General features: G+C 37.0%; 15 protein-coding genes. 12 read left to right on the top strand and 3 right to left on the bottom strand.

The features are described from left to right. The gene (locus tag DRF58_RS13090; protein ID WP_116036092.1) at positions 1–1392 is read right to left on the bottom strand and encodes a hypothetical protein; all 1392 of its coding nucleotides are present in this window, start codon (positions 1390–1392) and stop codon (positions 1–3) included. A 219-nt stretch (positions 1393–1611) separates the two neighbouring features. Further along, positions 1612–2028 (bottom strand): T9SS type A sorting domain-containing protein, encoded by a 417-nt coding sequence (locus tag DRF58_RS13085; protein ID WP_116036090.1) that lies wholly within the window; start codon positions 2026–2028, stop codon positions 1612–1614. 356 nt (positions 2029–2384) lie between these two features. On the opposite strand from DRF58_RS13085, the gene DRF58_RS13080 reads away from it, so the two are divergent. From DRF58_RS13080 to DRF58_RS13025, 12 genes are all read left to right on the top strand, one after another. Then, the gene (locus DRF58_RS13080) at positions 2385–4466 is read left to right on the top strand and encodes an alpha-ketoacid dehydrogenase subunit alpha/beta (protein WP_116036088.1); all 2082 of its coding nucleotides are present in this window, start codon (positions 2385–2387) and stop codon (positions 4464–4466) included. A gap of 249 nt (positions 4467–4715) precedes the next feature. Further along, on the top strand, positions 4716–5315 hold the full coding sequence (locus DRF58_RS13075) for a TetR/AcrR family transcriptional regulator (protein WP_116036086.1): 600 nt from the start codon (positions 4716–4718) through the stop codon (positions 5313–5315). Positions 5316–5355: 40 nt separating this feature from the next. Beyond that, positions 5356–6438 (top strand): 1,2-phenylacetyl-CoA epoxidase subunit PaaE, encoded by a 1083-nt coding sequence (paaE, locus tag DRF58_RS13070; RefSeq protein WP_116036085.1) that lies wholly within the window; start codon positions 5356–5358, stop codon positions 6436–6438. Positions 6439–6709: 271 nt separating this feature from the next. After that, on the top strand, positions 6710–7669 hold the full coding sequence (paaA, locus tag DRF58_RS13065; RefSeq protein ID WP_116036083.1) for a 1,2-phenylacetyl-CoA epoxidase subunit PaaA: 960 nt from the start codon (positions 6710–6712) through the stop codon (positions 7667–7669). A gap of 204 nt (positions 7670–7873) precedes the next feature. Then, positions 7874–8161: a 1,2-phenylacetyl-CoA epoxidase subunit PaaB gene (gene paaB, locus DRF58_RS13060; RefSeq protein WP_063970555.1), complete on the top strand. Its 288-nt coding sequence runs from the start codon at positions 7874–7876 to the stop codon at positions 8159–8161. Positions 8162–8275: 114 nt separating this feature from the next. Further along, positions 8276–9040 carry a 1,2-phenylacetyl-CoA epoxidase subunit PaaC gene (paaC, locus tag DRF58_RS13055; RefSeq protein ID WP_116036082.1) on the top strand — a complete coding sequence of 255 codons (765 nt, stop codon included), beginning with the start codon at positions 8276–8278 and terminating at the stop codon, positions 9038–9040. Between the two features lie 131 nt (positions 9041–9171). Continuing rightward, entirely contained in the window at positions 9172–9657 is a 486-nt protein-coding gene (gene paaD / locus DRF58_RS13050) for a 1,2-phenylacetyl-CoA epoxidase subunit PaaD (RefSeq protein WP_116036080.1), read from the top strand. Between the two features lie 144 nt (positions 9658–9801). Beyond that, positions 9802–10956, top strand: a complete 1155-nt coding sequence (locus DRF58_RS13045) for a 3-hydroxyacyl-CoA dehydrogenase NAD-binding domain-containing protein (protein ID WP_116036079.1) — start codon at positions 9802–9804, stop codon at positions 10954–10956. 87 nt (positions 10957–11043) lie between these two features. Beyond that, positions 11044–11421, top strand: coding sequence for a GxxExxY protein (locus DRF58_RS13040; protein ID WP_116036077.1), 378 nt, complete (start codon positions 11044–11046; stop codon positions 11419–11421). A gap of 148 nt (positions 11422–11569) precedes the next feature. Next, positions 11570–12775: a 3-oxoadipyl-CoA thiolase gene (pcaF, locus tag DRF58_RS13035; protein WP_116036123.1), complete on the top strand. Its 1206-nt coding sequence runs from the start codon at positions 11570–11572 to the stop codon at positions 12773–12775. Between the two features lie 93 nt (positions 12776–12868). Further along, on the top strand, positions 12869–14914 hold the full coding sequence (gene paaZ / locus DRF58_RS13030) for a phenylacetic acid degradation bifunctional protein PaaZ (RefSeq protein WP_116036076.1): 2046 nt from the start codon (positions 12869–12871) through the stop codon (positions 14912–14914). Between the two features lie 89 nt (positions 14915–15003). Then, positions 15004–15759 carry an enoyl-CoA hydratase/isomerase family protein gene (locus tag DRF58_RS13025; RefSeq protein ID WP_116036074.1) on the top strand — a complete coding sequence of 252 codons (756 nt, stop codon included), beginning with the start codon at positions 15004–15006 and terminating at the stop codon, positions 15757–15759. Between the two features lie 260 nt (positions 15760–16019). Here the strand turns inward: DRF58_RS13025 and DRF58_RS13020 are convergent, their stop codons facing one another. Further along, on the bottom strand, positions 16020–16529 hold the full coding sequence (locus DRF58_RS13020) for a hypothetical protein (protein WP_116036072.1): 510 nt from the start codon (positions 16527–16529) through the stop codon (positions 16020–16022). Positions 16530–16712 lie beyond the last annotated feature (183 nt).

The raw sequence follows: 16712 nt of genomic DNA, 5'->3' as shown, positions 1-16712 counted from the left end.
TTAAAACTGATAAGCGCCAATAGTTGGAGAGCTACCTCTGGATTTACCAACAATATCAGTCATTGTAATTCCAGTAGCGTTAATACCCTTCCCAATTGCGGGAGAACCTTCTTTCACTCTCAAATTCATCTTCTGAGTAAAATAATTTTGGAATTTTGGGTCTTCATTTCTGATGATATCGGTTCCAACTGGCGTGAATCCAGAATTAGCGCTTAGTTTCAGCAAAGTATTATCAAAGTGGGCATCAATTGCTGTCCCAGCTTGATTATTACTCAAAGAAACCAAATCTAAAGTGTCTCCGTAAATAATGGAATTCTTTACATTTAAAGTTACAAGACCAGATTCTAGAATACCTTCTTCATTTTCCCAAGTATTGCTTGCAAAAATTCCAACAGCAGACATAGAAGAGTTAAGGTTCCAATAATTGGCAAGAGTAGAATAGTTGATATTATAAGTTCCACTTCCGGCAATCGCCAAATCAGCTTCACCACAGTTGTTCATTACGAGGTTATTAGCTGTAACATTGGAATGAATTCCATAGATTCCAGCATTTTGAAAAGTATGGAAAATAGAATTATTAATTTCTGCAGTACTTTCTTTTAATTGAAGTCCAACATTTCCACCGAAAACTCGAGCATAATTCATTTTAAGCTGTGTGTCTTCTTCCATTTTGATTCCGTTCCAGTTGGCAGGAAGCGTATCGTATTTGGTATCGCTTCTGTCACCTCGGAAAATCACTTCTTCGCCCAAAGCTCCATTGACAGTTAAAGCTGAATTTTTTTCAAAATTCATTCCACTGTTTTTTCTGAAATAGACTTTTGTGCCTTTTTCCATTGTCAAAGTTTTACCTTCAGCAACATTCAGGTTACCGAAAATTACTTTCACTTTATCTTTAGTCCAAGTTGTATTGTCATTAATTGTTACAGGATTATCTTCTGTTTGGATAAAATATTCTGCATCCTGAACGACAGAGAAAAGTGTCACTTTTTGTTCACCAGCTGGTGTATTGAAAACCACTTTGTCTTCAGCAATCGCTTCCGGAGCGTTTGCAATAGGCGCAATTTCTACAAAAACATAAAGGCTGTCTTTTTTTCTAAGCGCTACATTTTCGAAACTAGTTCCAACTTTTCCATCTACATTGATTCTATAAAGCGAACCACTTCCACCTTCCAACGCAATTCTTGGAATCAGAACATCTTTATTTTCGTTATTATAAACTTTCACAGCATAAGTTTCGCTACGCATTTGGTTGTAAACTGTATCACAGAAAACCGTGTCAGTAGAGAAACGCAACAATTGGCTTGGCGATTCAAACGAAATATCATCACGATTACAACCTGCCAAAAGCAAAAGTGACCAAAATGCAATTCCAAAAAATATTTTAATTTTCATCTATTCTTATTTATCTTTTTTAATGGTCAGATGGAACGCCAATAATTGTTTTTATTAATAATATTAAAGAAGTTTTAAACGTTGGCGTTTCATTTATCTTGTTTAATCTTCAAAACTACAAAATTTAAATTTTTATTTTGTGAAGAGGAAGATATTTTAATGTTATTAAACAAAAAATCCTTTCAATAGCTAAAAGGATTATATAATTAAGAACGGAATTTACTCTTTTATAAATTTCTTATTGATTGTTTCTCCAGTTTTTGTTGTAGCTGAGATAATATAAGTTCCTTTTGCAAGTTTGGAAACATTGATGGATTTTTCAGAAGTGGAAATTTGTTTTATGATTTTACCAGAAAAATCTGTTATTTTGATATTAGAAATTTCTTCTGAAAAGTTGAGAATATCTTTTGCTGGATTTGGAAACATACTTAGTGATTTCAATTTAGAATCAGTAACATCCAACATAACACCTCCTACTTCAAAAGAAAAAGATTGTGATTCAATATTTCCTTCATAAACAGCTTTGACAAAGCCAGTAAATGAACTGCCATTATTGTAATTTAGAAAATCACAACCTTCATTAATTCCCCAACGAGAATCACATCCTAAAGAGGTATTAGTTTGAAATCTAAACAATTCATTTCCACGATAGATATTATATTCAATTAACTCATTTCGAGGTGTTTTTGGCTCTTGCCAAGAAAGTGAGAAAATATCATTGTAAGGAAATATATGTGTATGATTCCATTATAAGTTTTGGACAGGATTAGTTTGTCCCAATCCTAAACTAAAAGTAATTACTGTAAAAATAAAAAGGAGAGATTTTTTTATAGGTTAAGTTTTTTATTAAAAGTAATGATTTTCAACGAGATTCAAATATTAATTTAAAAACTAACTAACATTTGTTAGTTTAATAAAAAAGTGTATTTTTGAATAAATCACATTCAATTATCCAAACTGAGAATAATGGACTGAATGTCAAATGTTTAAATATGGAAATTACCCAAAAGCATTTTTTAAACAAAGAAACTAGCCTGACTGATTTACTGAAATCAGCTTATCGCCTGATGTTTACGGCAAAAACAATGACCGATTTGTTCGAGCAGGAAAAAAAGATCACTTCAAAATACGTTCACGCCACTTCTCGGGGACACGAAGCAATTCAGTTGGCTTTGGGAATGCAATTGTTGCCCCAAGATTTTGTGAGTCCTTATTATAGAGATGATTCGATTTTGTTGGGCGTTGGAATTACACCTTACGAATTGATGCTTCAGCTTTTAGCAAAGAAAGACGATCCATTTTCCGGTGGAAGAACTTATTATTCTCATCCAAGTTTGCGAAGAGATGATTTTTCAAAAATAATTCACCAGAGTTCAGGAACAGGAATGCAAGCCATCCCGACAACTGGAATTGCAATGGGAATGAAGTATAAGGAAGAAATCGGAATTGATGATAATCTTGATGAAAAACCAATTGCAGTCTGCTCACTCGGCGATGCAAGTTGTACAGAAGGCGAAGTTTCCGAAGCTTTCCAAATGTCAGCCTTGAAACAATTGCCGATTCTTTATCTCGTTCAGGATAACGAATGGGATATTTCCGCCAGTGCAGACGAAATCCGAGCACAAGACATCACAAAATATATGCAAGGTTTCAATGGTATCGAAACCAGAACCATTGATGGAACAGATTTTATCAAATCTTACGAAACCGTCAAAGAATGTATGAAAATCATTCGTGAAGAAAGACGTCCAATGTTGATTCACGCGAAAGTTCCGTTGCTCAATCATCATACTTCCGGCGTACGAAAAGAATGGTATCGCGATGATTTGGAAGAATGTGCGAAGAATGACCCATTAATAAAACTTAGAAATAAACTTTCAGAATTTAGTATAGAAGATTCAGAAGTTGAATCGATTGAAAAAGAAGTTCAGAATCTGGTAAGAACAGATTTTGAAAATGCAATTTTAGCAGAAGACCCAAAACCTGAAGATGCTTACAAACACGATTTTGCACCAACGCCAATTACTGAAGAAAAAGGAGAGCGTTCTCCAAGTGGAAAAATTCCGACTGTAATGGTAGATTGTGCATTATTCGCGATTAGAGAATTGATGCAGAAACATCCGGAAGCCTTATTATATGGACAAGATGTTGGGTTGAGATTAGGTGGTGTTTTCCGTGAAGCGATTACTTTGGCAGCTCAGTTTGGAGAAAAACGAGTTTTTAATACACCAATTCAGGAAGCCTTTATTGTAGGTTCAACAGTTGGAATGAGCGCCGTTGGTTTGAAACCGATTGTCGAAGTTCAATTCGCAGATTACATTTGGCCAGGTTTGAATCAATTATTTACCGAAGTTTCCAGAAGTTATTATTTGTCTAATGGAAAATGGCCGGTTTCGATGATTCTGCGTGTTCCGATTGGCGCTTATGGAAGTGGCGGACCTTATCATTCGAGTTCTGTGGAAAGTGTTTTATGCAATATCAAAGGCATCAAAATCGCTTATCCATCAACTGGCGCAGATTTAAAAGGTCTAATGAAAGCCGCTTTCTATGACCCAAATCCGGTTGTGATGCTGGAACATAAAGGTCTTTATTGGTCAAAAATTGAAGGAACCGAAGCTGCAAAAACTATTGAACCTGATGAAGATTATATTATTCCGTTCGGGAAAGCAAGAGAAGTTTTACTTTGTGATAATCAAAAAGATAAACCAACTTTGACTATTATTACTTACGGAATGGGCGTTCATTGGGCTTCGAATGCAGCGAAACAGTTTGATAATCAAATTGAAATCATCGATTTAAGAACACTCGCACCTTTGGATGAAAACAGAGTTTTCGAAAGTGTGAAAAAACACAGCCGATGCATCGTTTTGACAGAAGAACCTGTCAATAATAGCTTTGCACAAAGTCTGGCAGCGAGAATCAATGAGCATTGCTTCAGATATCTGGATGCGCCGGTAAAAGTTGTTGGAGCAAAGAATCTTCCTGCAATTCCTATCAATTCCGAATTGGAGAAAGAAATGCTGCCAAACAGAGAAAAATTAATTAAAGAAATAGAACAATTGTTGAAATATTAAATAAACCACAAAAGTCACAAAAGGAGGCATAGAAATCAAGGATGCAAAAGATCAAAAAAGATAACTTTTAAGCCATTTTCTCTTTTTTGGACTTTCAAAAGACTTAAAAAATAAATATAGCTTTTGTGTCTTTTGTGGTTTTAAGAAAATCTTAGCTGAGCGTAAGCGCCTTTGCGAACCTTAAAAATATTTTCAATAATGAATAAAAATCTTTGCGGACTTTGCGTTCAAAAAATATGATTATTTAAAATGGAATTAGATTTATCCACAGAGAAAAAAATCAAAATCAATAAAAAAGAATTGATTTTGGAACAAGCCGCAAAACTTTTCAAAGAAAAAGGTTTTGGCGGAACTAGTATGCGAGATTTGGCTGAAAAAGTAGGAATGGAAGCGGCAAGTATGTACAATCATATCAAATCCAAAGACGAAATTTTGGAATTGATATGTTTCAAAATTGCCAACCAATATATTTCTCAGCTTCAGGAAATCGAAAATACGAACCAAAATTTTCAGGAAAAACTGAGAGCAATTATAGGACTTCACGTTCAGTTGATTATTGAAGATGCAGCCTCGGTTTCTGTAGCGAATAACGATTGGAAATATCTTTCCCAAGAAAAGAAAAATCAATACAAGCAAATCAGAAAATCTTATGAAAAAAGCTTTGCGAATATCATAGAGCAAGGAATGGAAAATGGAGAATTCAAAAAAATGAATGTTTCCGTCGCTTTGTTTACAATGCTGTCTTCGCTTCGATGGATAGAATTATGGTATAAGCCGAGCAGAGAAATTTCGCCGGAGGAGCTGGAAGAAGATTTGAAAACATTATTAATGAATGGTTTAAACTTATAAATGGTAATTGAACTATCAACTGACAACTAACAACTAAAAAATGTCAAAAACATTTCATCCTTTAACCGTCAAAAAAGTCAAGAAAGAAACATCGGATTGTGTTTCTGTGAGTTTTGATGTTCCAGCAGAATTATCGGAACAATTCAAATTCACGCAAGGACAATATTTGACATTCCGACAAATGAATGGCGAGCAGGAACTCCGTCGTTCTTATTCGATTTGCGCAAGTCCGTGCGAAGGTGAGCTGAAAGTCGCTGTGAAGAAAGTTCCCGAAGGTTTGTTCTCTTCTTTTATGAACGAAAATCTGAAAGAAGGCGACATTTTGGAAGTGATGCCACCGATGGGAAAATTCTATACAGAACTCAGTCCCGAAAACAAAAAAACTTATGTAGCTTTTGCTGCAGGAAGTGGAATTACGCCAATTATTTCGATTATCAAATCTGTTTTGAAAAATGAACCGCAAAGTCAATTCATTCTGATTTATGGTAATAAAAATAAAGGAACCATTATTTTCAAAGAAGAAATTGAAGCTTTGAAAAACCGTTTTATGGAACGATTGAGCATTTATCACATTCTCAGTCGCGAAGTTGCAGATGCAGATTTGCTGAGTGGAAGAATCAATTCCGAAAAAGCAGAATCTTTTATAAAGAACATCATCCCAGCAGAAAAAATCGATGAGGTTTTCCTTTGCGGACCAGAAGAAATGATTCTAAGTGTGAGAGATACTTTAATCAATTCTGGTGTTGAAGCTAAGAAAATTCATTTCGAATTATTCTTCAGTGCGGCCTCAGCCGAAAAGAAAAAAGAACACGAATCTGCGATTAATAAATCCGATGATGATTTTAGTAAAGTCACTGTGAAATTGGATGCAACTGCTTTGAAACTGGATTTGGCTTATCACGGACCAACGATTTTGGATGCAGCGTTACAAAACGGTGCAGATTTGCCTTACGCTTGCAAAGGTGGAGTTTGTGCCACTTGCAAATGTAAATTAGAGAAAGGCGAAGTAGAAATGGACATCAATTATTCCTTGGAACCGGACGAGATTGCAGCAGGATTTATCTTGTCTTGCCAAGCACATCCGAGGTCGGAGGAAGTGATTGTGAATTTTGATATTAAATAAGATAATAATTATGGCAGCTTAATCCGCCTTCCGCTCCCAATCTTTTTTGCAGACGATTTCAGTTTAAATAGAACTTGAGTCCACGCAAAAAAGGATTTCCGCTCAAGTCGGGCTGCGGATTCGGGATAAAACAAGTAAGGTTATAACCGCGAAGTTTGTCATTCCGCAGGAAACCCAACGAAGTGGTTTGACGAAGTCAATCTCAGCGGTTTAGATTCCTACGGAATGACAAAAAATAATAAAGAAAGTAATTCCATTAAAACAAAACATTATGGAAACAACAGAAATCAATTTAGAAAAACATTTTCAGAATAAAATAGACAGCGAAATCCGCATCGAACCCAAAGACTGGATGCCAGAAGCATATAGGAAAACTTTGATTCGCCAGATTTCACAGCACGCCCACTCCGAGATTGTCGGGATGCTGCCGGAAGCCAATTGGATTACGCGTTCGCCAACTTTGAATCGTAAAAAAATCTTGTTGGCAAAAGTTCAGGACGAGGCCGGACACGGACTTTATCTCTATTGCGCTGCCGAAACTTTGGGCGTTACAAGAGATGAAACGATTAACGATTTGCATTCCGGAAAAGCCAAATATTCCAGCATTTTCAACTATCCGACTTTGACGTGGGCAGATATGGGTGCCATCGGCTGGTTGGTAGATGGCGCAGCAATTCTGAATCAAGTCCCGCTTTGCAGAGCGTCTTATGGACCTTATGCGAGAGCGATGGTCAGGATTTGTAAGGAAGAAAGCTTCCATCAGAGACAAGGTTATGAGCTGATGATAAAGCTTTGCCAAGGTTCACCGGAGCAGAAAGCGATGGCTCAGGATGCGTTCAACCGCTGGTGGTGGCCGACTCTGATGATGTTCGGACCAAAAGATGCAGACTCCGGAAATACGGAATTGTCGATGAAATGGCGGATTAAACGATTTACCAATGACGAATTGAGACAGCGTTTCGTAGATGTTTCGATTCCGCAGGCAGAATATTTAGGATTAACGATTCCAGACCCAGATTTGAAATTCAATGAAGAAACCGGACATTACGAATTCGGAGAAATCGATTGGGATGAGTTTTGGAAAGTGGTCAAAGGCAATGGACTTTGCAGCAAAGAAAGAATCGAAACCCGCAAAAAAGCCTTCGATGATGGTGCTTGGGTAAGAGAAGCCGCAACCGCTTATCACGAGAAAAGAAAACTAAGAGAAGAACAAAACAGAAAAACAGTGTAATTTGTAAAGTCTTCGACAAGCTCAGACTGACACGTTCTAATTGGAATGGTTAGTATTAGAGATGTCATACTGAGCTTGTCGAAGTGTTTTGCGACTTAAAACGCAATGAAAAAAGAAAGTCTTGCGCCTTTGCGAGAAAGTAATCAAAAGCAGAAAGATGAAAGTCTATTATCTCTCATCTATCTGTCTCTAATCTGAAAAATTATGCAAAATACAGAATGGCCACTTTGGGAAGTTTTTATCAGGAGTAGACAAGGTCTTGACCACAAGCACGTGGGAAGTCTTCACGCTGCTGATGCAGAAATGGCAATCCAAAATGCACGAGATGTTTATACGAGAAGGATGGAGGGCGTCAGCATTTGGGTTGTAGAATCCAAGCATATTCACGCAACCAATCCTGATGATTCCGAAGCGTTTTATGAGCCTTCGGAAGACAAAGTTTACCGTCATCCAACGTTTTACCATGTTCCGGAAGAAGTGAAAAATATGTAATGTGATTTTTATGGCAGCTTAATCCACCTTCAGCTCGCGCTATCCGCCTTTGGCGGATGAGCTCCGCTCAAGTCGGGCTGCTGTAATTCAACGTTTAAAAAAGCGTTATTTAAAATGGAAAACAATCAAAACAACTGGCTCAATTATATTCTGCATCTTGCGGATACAAGCCTTATTCTAGGGCAGCGTCTTTGCGAATGGTGTGGAAAAGGACCGGTCTTGGAGCAGGATATTGCAATGTCCAATATTGCTTTGGATTTGTTGGGAGAATCTTCCAACTATTATCAATATGCGGCGGAAATTCAGAATGAAGGGAAAACAGAAGACGATTTAGCTTTCCTAAGAAATGAGAGAGAGTTTAAGAATTTGCTTTTAGTTGAAAGGGAGAACGGACATTTCGGAGATACGATTGCGAGACATTTTTTCTTCGATGCTTATCATCATATATTATTGACCGAGCTGAAAAATCATTCCGATTTGAAACTCGCTTCCATTGCTGAAAAATCTCTGAAAGAAGTGACTTATCATTTAAAGTGGAGCAGCGAATGGATGATTCGATTGGGCGATGGAACAGAAGAAAGTCATAACAGAATTCAAAAATCAGTCAATGATTTGGTGGACTTCACGGACGAAATGTTCATTCCAACCAACTGGGAATTAGAATTAATTAAACAAAACATAATTCCCGACATCAGAACTTTCCGAACCAAATGGGAAACCAAAGTTTTGGATATTTTGAACGAAGCCACTTTGTCTTTTGATTTCTCAAAATCGAGACAACTAACAGGCGGAAAAGACGGAAAACACACCGAAAAAATGGGTTACCTCTTAGCAGAAATGCAAATGATGCAACGCACTTATCCTAATATGGAATGGTAGATTATAACGCAAAGGCGCAAGTGTTGTGAATACAGCACTGTTATAAGTCGCAAAAATAGAAGCGTCCATCTTTGCGACTTAAAACATCGAATTAATCAAAATTATTTGCGCCTTTGCGATAAAAACAAAAAATGACAATCACAGAAGAACATATCTGGCAAATCTTAAAAGAAGTTCCCGACCCGGAAGTTCCCGTTCTCAATCTTTTGGATTTGGGAATTATCCGTGATGTAAAATTCAATGAAGAGGAGATCGAAGTGATTGTGACACCAACTTACTCCGGATGTCCCGCAACATCGATGATTAATATGGCGATTAAAATGAAGCTGATTGAAAGAGGTTTCAACAATATTAAAATAACAAACCAATTGAGCCCGGCTTGGACCACCGATTGGATGACGGAAGAAGGAAAACAAAAACTAAAAGCTTACGGCATTGCACCACCTGTTTACTCAAAAAATAGTGATGAATTATTCTCAAAAACAGATGAGGTTGAGTGTCCGCTTTGTGGCTCAAAACAGACACATTTGGTAAGTCAATTTGGTTCCACAGCGTGTAAAGCATTATATCAATGTGATGATTGTCGAGAACCTTTTGATTATTTTAAATGTCATTAATTTGGTTGATGGTTGTTAGTTGAGAGTTGTCTGATAAATATTTTCTTCGCTGAGTTTTACGCCTTTGCGAACTTGAAAATGTTTTCAATAATAGAAAAAAACTTTGAGGACTTTGCGTTCAAAAAATAGATTTTACAAAAAGAAATGAAAATAGGAATAGTCGGTAGCGGAGCGATGGGAAACGGAATAGCGCAGGTTTTGGCAACAGCCGGAAACAAGGTTTTGTTGTATGACAGCAATCCGATTGTCGTAGAAAAAGCCGGACAAAATCTGGAAGCTCAGTTTCAGAAATTAGCAGAAAAAGGAAAGCTGACTTATGAAGAAGCGGAAACTTATTTCGATAATATTCGACTAAGCGATAAATTATCCGAGTTAAAAGATTCAGAATTAATTATCGAAGCGATTATTGAAGATTTGGAAATCAAAAAAGAGTTATTCCATAAGCTGGAAAGTCTTGTTTCCGAAGATTGTATTTTGGCGACCAATACTTCATCTTTATCCATTGCATCGATTGCATCGGCTTGTCAAAAACCAAATCGTGTGATTGGAATTCATTTTTTCAATCCTGCGCCTTTGATGGCTTTAGTTGAAATTATTCCTGCTGTCCAAACAGATAAAGATTTAATTTCGAAAACGAAAACTTTAGTGGAAAGCTGGAAGAAACTTCCTGTAATTGCAAAAGATACACCTGGATTTATCGTCAATCGTGTGGCGAGACCTTTTTACGGAGAAGCTATCCGAATTTTGGAAGAAGGAATTGCTGACTGTGCGACGATTGATTTTGCAATGACAAGTTTAGGTGGATTCAGAATGGGACCATTTCAATTGATGGATTTTATCGGTCACGATGTCAATTATAGAGTGACGGAAAGTGTCTTCCAAGAATTCTTCTACGACCCGAAATTCAAACCATCATTCACACAAAAAAGATTGTTTGAAGCTGGCTATTTCGGAAGAAAATCAGGGAAAGGATTTTATGATTATTCTCCAAATGCTGAACAACCAAAACCCAATGAAAATCCGGAATTATTAGAAACAATTTTCAAAAGAATTTTGGTAATGCTAATGAATGAAGCTGCAGATGCTAATTTTCTTGGAATTGCTTCAGCAGAAGACATCGATTTGGCAATGACAAAAGGCGTGAATTATCCAAAAGGATTATTACTATGGGCAGATGAATTTGGTATAGCAAATCTTGAAAAAGAATTAGATCAGCTTTATAATTTCTATCACGAGGACCGCTACAGATGCAGTCCGATTATCAGAAACTTGGTAAAACAAAACAGAAAATTCTATTAAATTTAAACGCAAAGGCGGAAAATATTAGAGAAAATTGCATTGCTTTAAGTCGCAAATTTCCCAATTAATTTAAAAAATACAACACAAATGAATGAAAATGAATTGGCAAAAATCGTTGTTGATTTAGGATATAAAATTTACAAAAAGCTTGGAGCAGGATTATTTGAAAATGTTTATGAGGAATGTTTATTTCACGATATAAAAAAAGCAGGCTTACAAGTTGAGAGACAAAAATATCTACCAATTATTTATGACGATTTAAGAATAGAAAATGCATACAAGATAGATTTATTAATAGAAAACAAGTTAATTCTGGAAGTAAAAACAGTTGATGCGCTGAATGATATTCATAAAGCCCAAATCCTTACATATTTGAAAATGACAGGATGTAAACTTGGGTTGTTAATCAATTTCAGAACTGATTTTTATAAAGATAGTGTGAAACGAATCGTAAATAATTTATGATTCGAATTATATATCACGTTCTCAATTTTTGACTTAAAACACAAAAAATTAGAATAAAGTAAATCTTTGGGAAAAAAATAGACGACAGTCTTTTTTGCGACTTTAAGCATAACATATATAAAACAAAATGCGCCTTTGCGATAAAATTATGAACCAAGTATATATAATAGATGGCATCCGAACACCAATCGGAAAACTTAAAGGAAGTTTATCTTCGGTTCGTCCCGATGATATGGCGGCTTTTGTCATCAAAAAACTATTGGAAAGAAACCCGACCATCGACCAAAGCAGAATCTCCGATGTTGTTTTAGGTTGTGCTAATCAAGCTGGCGAAGACAACCGAAACATTGCAAGAATGTCGGCTTTGTTGTCTGGTTTGGATTATCACGTTCCCGGCGAAACAGTCAATAGACTTTGCGCTTCAGGATTGTCAGCTGCGATTAATGCTGCAAGAGCAATTCAAGTTGGCGACGCCGATTTGATGATTTCCGGTGGTGTTGAAAATATGACACGTGGACCTTTGGTAATTTCAAAATCCGAAAATCCTTTTGGTGGCGACGCAAAAATCTATGATACAACTTTCGGCTGGAGATTCATTAATCCAAAAATTAAGGAAATGTACGGTGTAGATGCAATGGGTGAAACAGCAGAAAACTTGGCTGAACGAGATAATATTTCCAGAGAAGACCAAGATTTGTTTGCTTTTAATTCTCAACAGAAAGCTAAAGTTGCACAGGAAAACGGAAGATTGTCTCAAGAAATTGTCGGCGTTAATATTCCTCAGAGAAAAGGAGAAGATTTGATTTTTGATAAAGATGAGTTTCCAAAAAACGATACAACTTTAGAAGGTTTATCAAAATTAAGAACTGCTTTCAAAAAAGATGGAACCGTTACTGCAGGAAATGCTTCGGGACTGAATGACGGCGCAGCGGTTAATTTATTAGCTTCAGAAAATGCGATAAAAGAATTTGGATTAACGCCGAAAGCTAGAATTGTTTCGAGTGCTGTTGTTGGTGTTGAACCAAAGTTTATGGGAATTGGTCCTGTGAAAGCAGCTGAATTAGCATTACAAAAAGCAGGATTGACATTTAATGATATTGATATTATTGAATTAAATGAAGCTTTCGCTGCACAAAGTTTGGCTTGCATCAGAGCTTGGGGATTGGATGACAACGATTCCAGAATCAATCCAAACGGTGGCGCCATTGCACTTGGACATCCGCTTGGAATGAGTGGTGCGAGAATCCTGAATTCTGCGATGTATGAATTGCAGAATCAGAATAAAAGATATGCTCTGGCAACAATGTGTGTAGGTTTGGGGCAAGGTTTTGCAGTGATTATTGAGAAAGTTTAAAAACAAAGATATTAGAAGCTAGAAATTAGATGTTAGACCTTGCCTCATCTAACCTCTAAATTCTAAATTCTAACCTCTAAATTCTAAAAAATTATGCAACTAGAAAATTACGCGCTCGGCAGATGGGTAAAAGGTGAAGGAGAAGGGCAGGCTTTATATAATGCTATCAATGGAGAATTGGTAGCAACGGCGACTTCCAAAGGCTTGGATTTTGGCGAAATGATGAATTATGCCAGAAAAATTGGTGGTCCGGCATTGAGAAAAATGACTTTCCAAGAAAGAGGCTTGATGTTGAAGAAACTCGCTTTTCATCTGATGGAAAAGAAAGATATTTTCTACAAAGTGAGCTGGGCAACAGGTGCAACCAAAGCAGATTCTTGGGTTGATATCGAAGGTGGAATTGGAAATCTGTTTTCGAATGCATCGTTGAGAAGACAATTTCCTGACTTACCTTATTATATAGATGGCGAATCTGTGAAGCTTTCCAAGGAAGGAACTTTCATCGGTCATCATATTTGTACTCCGAAACGAGGCGTTGCGATTCATATCAATGCCTTTAATTTTCCGGTTTGGGGAATGTTGGAAAAAATTGCGGTCAATCTTTTGGCTGGCGTTCCGGCAATCGTAAAACCTGCCACAGCAACCAGTTTCCTGACCGAAGTTGTCGTTAAAGAAATCATTGCTTCCCAAATTTTACCAGAAGGAAGTTTGCAATTGATTTGTGGTTCAGCTAACGGGATTCTGGATAATGTGACAATGGAAGATGTTGTGACATTCACAGGTTCAGCTTCTACAGGAAAAATGCTGAAAGCACACCCAAAAATTGTTGAAGAATCAGTGCCTTTTAATCTGGAAGCAGATTCTTTGAATGCAATGGTTTTAGGAGAAGATTCAAAACCCGGAACTGCGGAATTTGGTTTGTTCATCAAGGAAGCAGTTCGTGAAATGACGACCAAAGCGGGACAAAAATGTACAGCAGTCAGACGATTGCTGGTTCCTGCAAATTTGGTAGAAGATGTTCAGATTGCGCTTGGACAAAGACTTTCAACCGTAATTATCGGCGACCCGAATGTTGAAGGTGTTAGAATGGGCGCTTTGGCGAATAAAGACCAGGTGAAAGAAGTTTCTGAGAAAGTTCAGGAATTATCCAAAACTCAGGAAATCGTCTTTGGTAATCTGGAAAATTTTGAAGTAAAAGGTGCGGACAAAAACAAAGGCGCTTTCATTTCCCCGATTTTATTCCTTAATTCAGACCCTTTTAAATATACAGATTGTCACAATATCGAAGCTTTTGGACCTGTGAGTACAATCATTCCTTATAATAATTTGGACGAAGCGATTGAGTTAGCGAGAATGGGAAAAGGTTCGCTTTGTTGTTCGGTTGTGACGGCTGATGACGATTTTGCAAGAGATTTTGTTATCGGAGCCGCATCAATGCACGGAAGGATTTTGATTCTCAATTCCGATTGTGCGAAAGAAAGTACAGGTCACGGTTCGCCATTGCCAATGCTGATTCACGGAGGTCCGGGAAGAGCTGGCGGTGGAGAAGAAATGGGCGGAAAACGCGGCGTTCTTCATTATATGCAACGCACAGCCATCCAAGGTTCGCCGACGACTTTGACGCATATCACTCAGCAATATCAATACGGCGGAAAACAATGGGAAGATAATATTCATCCATTCAGAAAACATTTTGAAGAACTGAAAATCGGCGAAACTTACATCACAGCAAAACATACGGTTAAGGAAGCTGATATTACTAATTTTGCGAATGTTTCCGGCGATAATTTCTATGCGCATATGGACGCAACCTCTTTGGACGGAACGATTTTCGAAGGCAGAGTTGCACACGGCTATTTCATTTTAAGTAAAGCCGCAGGTTTGTTTGTTGATGCCAGAAAAGGCCCAGTTTTACTTAATTATGGTTTGGACGAATGTCGTTTTGTAAAACCCGTTTATCCAGGAATGACAATTGGTGTGAAGTTTACCTGCAAAGAAAAAATCAGTCAGGAAAAACGGGATGAAGAGGATATAGCAAAAGGAATTGTCCGTTGGCTGGTTGATGTTTATGACGAAACCGGAGAAACAGTTGCGATTGCTACAATTCTTACAATGGTCAAAAAACTTAATCAAGAATAAACTTAAGAAACAAGAGAAAAGAATAAAGATAAAAGATTGCGATTCAATATTTTAAATCTTTTAACAATTCAATTATTTAATATTAATTAATGGAAGCTTACGTAAAATCAAACATAGAAAACGGAATCGGAACCATCGAGTTCTTTCATCCTCAAAGTAATTCGATGCCGAGTTCTCAACTTAGAAATCTTGTTGAAGAGATTAATAATCTTAGTAAAAATGATGAGGTCAAAGTCATTATTCTAAAAAGTGGAGGAGAAAAAGCATTTTGTGCAGGTGCATCTTTTGACGAATTGATTTCAATCAAAGATTTTGAAACTGGAAAAACATTCTTTTCCGGTTTTGCGAATGTCATTAATGCAATGAGAAAATCTCCAAAACTAATTATCGTCAGAATCCACGGAAAAGCTGTTGGTGGCGGTGTTGGAATTGCTTGCGCTGCGGATTATACTTTTGCAACGGAAAATGCTTCTGTAAAACTAAGTGAATTGGCGGTCGGGATTGGTCCTTTCGTGATAGGACCTGTTGTAGAAAAGAAAATCGGGACTTCGTCTTTTGCACAATTGGCAATTAATGCAACCGAATTTTACTCTGCAGAATGGGCGCAGGAAAAAAGTATGTATCAAGATGTTTATGAAACTCCGGAAGAAATGGATGCAGAAATTAATCTTTTAACAGAAAAGCTAGTCAAATCCAATCCGGAAGCAATGTCTCAACTGAAAGAAATTTTCTGGAAAGGAACAGATCACTGGGATGACTTATTAGCAGAAAGAGCAGGAATCAGTGGAAATCTGGTTCTGTCCGATTTTACTGTAAATGCGATTAATAGTTTTAAAAATAAATAAGAGTAAAAGTAAAATCCCTTTCAATTTTAAAAGGGATTTCTTCATTTAATAGATTAAGCTGGTCCTACTCATCTTAATTTATTTAAATGCTTTCATCATTATTAGTTCTAGAATCTAGTACATTTTATATATGAATTTGTGTCTGTTTCTTTTACAAAAATACTATTGTTGATAGCTTTTAGGTAGGGTGTTAATTACTAATTTTGTGATTACGTATTTCTACTTATTGCTCCTTGTCAAGGGAGGAAGTGTTACTTGTTTTATTGATTAATTCTGGCAATATCTACCATTCTTACACCAATGTTATTTTGTAAACCGGTGGATGCGGCAGTATCCACTCGAAAAATAATCCTATAACCAACACCAATTGATGCACTATCTGCAATAGTGGTAAACATTACTTGAAATGGTGCAACATGACCCGTATCAAGACGTCCTGGTACCACAATAGAGTTTTCATAGATCATAGCACCAGATCCAATAGACTCAACTCTTACGTTGAAATATTTGGACTCAGAAGGAGGATTATTTCCCATTACATATTCCATGTTCAAACGATAAGTGTTTCCATTTCCATTGATTGGAGCTTCTAGAAGAGCATAACCGTTGGAACCTGTGGTGGTGGTTATAATATCTGTTGGAGATCCTGTGGTTACACCGCCGGGGTATACACCAGTCACATATTCCGGATTAATAGTTACGCCTTGATTTTGTGCTAATAATCCAAAAGACTGAGTCCCAGAAAGCGTAAGGAATCCAGTTTGGTTCACCCGGATTTTTACTGCGCCAGGACTGCTGTTTGAATAACTACTTCCGGAAGAACCGGAGTCGCTTAACTTTTTCCATACAGTTCCTGGATGTAGTAATTTAGCGTCCAGTTAAAGTTAAGCATAAAACCTTATTTTTAACCTATGAAACGAGAGAGAAAAATCTATGATCCAACATTTAAAACC

The sequence above is a fragment of the Epilithonimonas hispanica genome, assembly GCF_003385395.1.
Lineage (GTDB): Bacteria > Bacteroidota > Bacteroidia > Flavobacteriales > Weeksellaceae > Epilithonimonas > Epilithonimonas hispanica.
The sequence above is the reverse complement of the archived record's forward strand: the minus strand, read 5'-3'. Positions and strand labels throughout refer to the sequence as shown.

Coding starts and splice junctions, on each gene's coding strand:
- paaA (WP_116036083.1), top strand. CDS start 6,710: ATGGAAACAACAGAAATCAATTTAGAAAAACATTTTCAGAATAAAATA.
- paaD (WP_116036080.1), top strand. CDS start 9,172: ATGACAATCACAGAAGAACATATCTGGCAAATCTTAAAAGAAGTTCCC.
- paaE (WP_116036085.1), top strand. CDS start 5,356: ATGTCAAAAACATTTCATCCTTTAACCGTCAAAAAAGTCAAGAAAGAA.
- DRF58_RS13075 (WP_116036086.1), top strand. CDS start 4,716: ATGGAATTAGATTTATCCACAGAGAAAAAAATCAAAATCAATAAAAAA.
- DRF58_RS13080 (WP_116036088.1), top strand. CDS start 2,385: ATGGAAATTACCCAAAAGCATTTTTTAAACAAAGAAACTAGCCTGACT.
- pcaF (WP_116036123.1), top strand. CDS start 11,570: ATGAACCAAGTATATATAATAGATGGCATCCGAACACCAATCGGAAAA.
- paaB (WP_063970555.1), top strand. CDS start 7,874: ATGCAAAATACAGAATGGCCACTTTGGGAAGTTTTTATCAGGAGTAGA.
- paaZ (WP_116036076.1), top strand. CDS start 12,869: ATGCAACTAGAAAATTACGCGCTCGGCAGATGGGTAAAAGGTGAAGGA.
- DRF58_RS13025 (WP_116036074.1), top strand. CDS start 15,004: ATGGAAGCTTACGTAAAATCAAACATAGAAAACGGAATCGGAACCATC.
- DRF58_RS13040 (WP_116036077.1), top strand. CDS start 11,044: ATGAATGAAAATGAATTGGCAAAAATCGTTGTTGATTTAGGATATAAA.
- DRF58_RS13090 (WP_116036092.1), bottom strand. CDS start 1,392: ATGAAAATTAAAATATTTTTTGGAATTGCATTTTGGTCACTTTTGCTT.
- DRF58_RS13045 (WP_116036079.1), top strand. CDS start 9,802: ATGAAAATAGGAATAGTCGGTAGCGGAGCGATGGGAAACGGAATAGCG.
- paaC (WP_116036082.1), top strand. CDS start 8,276: ATGGAAAACAATCAAAACAACTGGCTCAATTATATTCTGCATCTTGCG.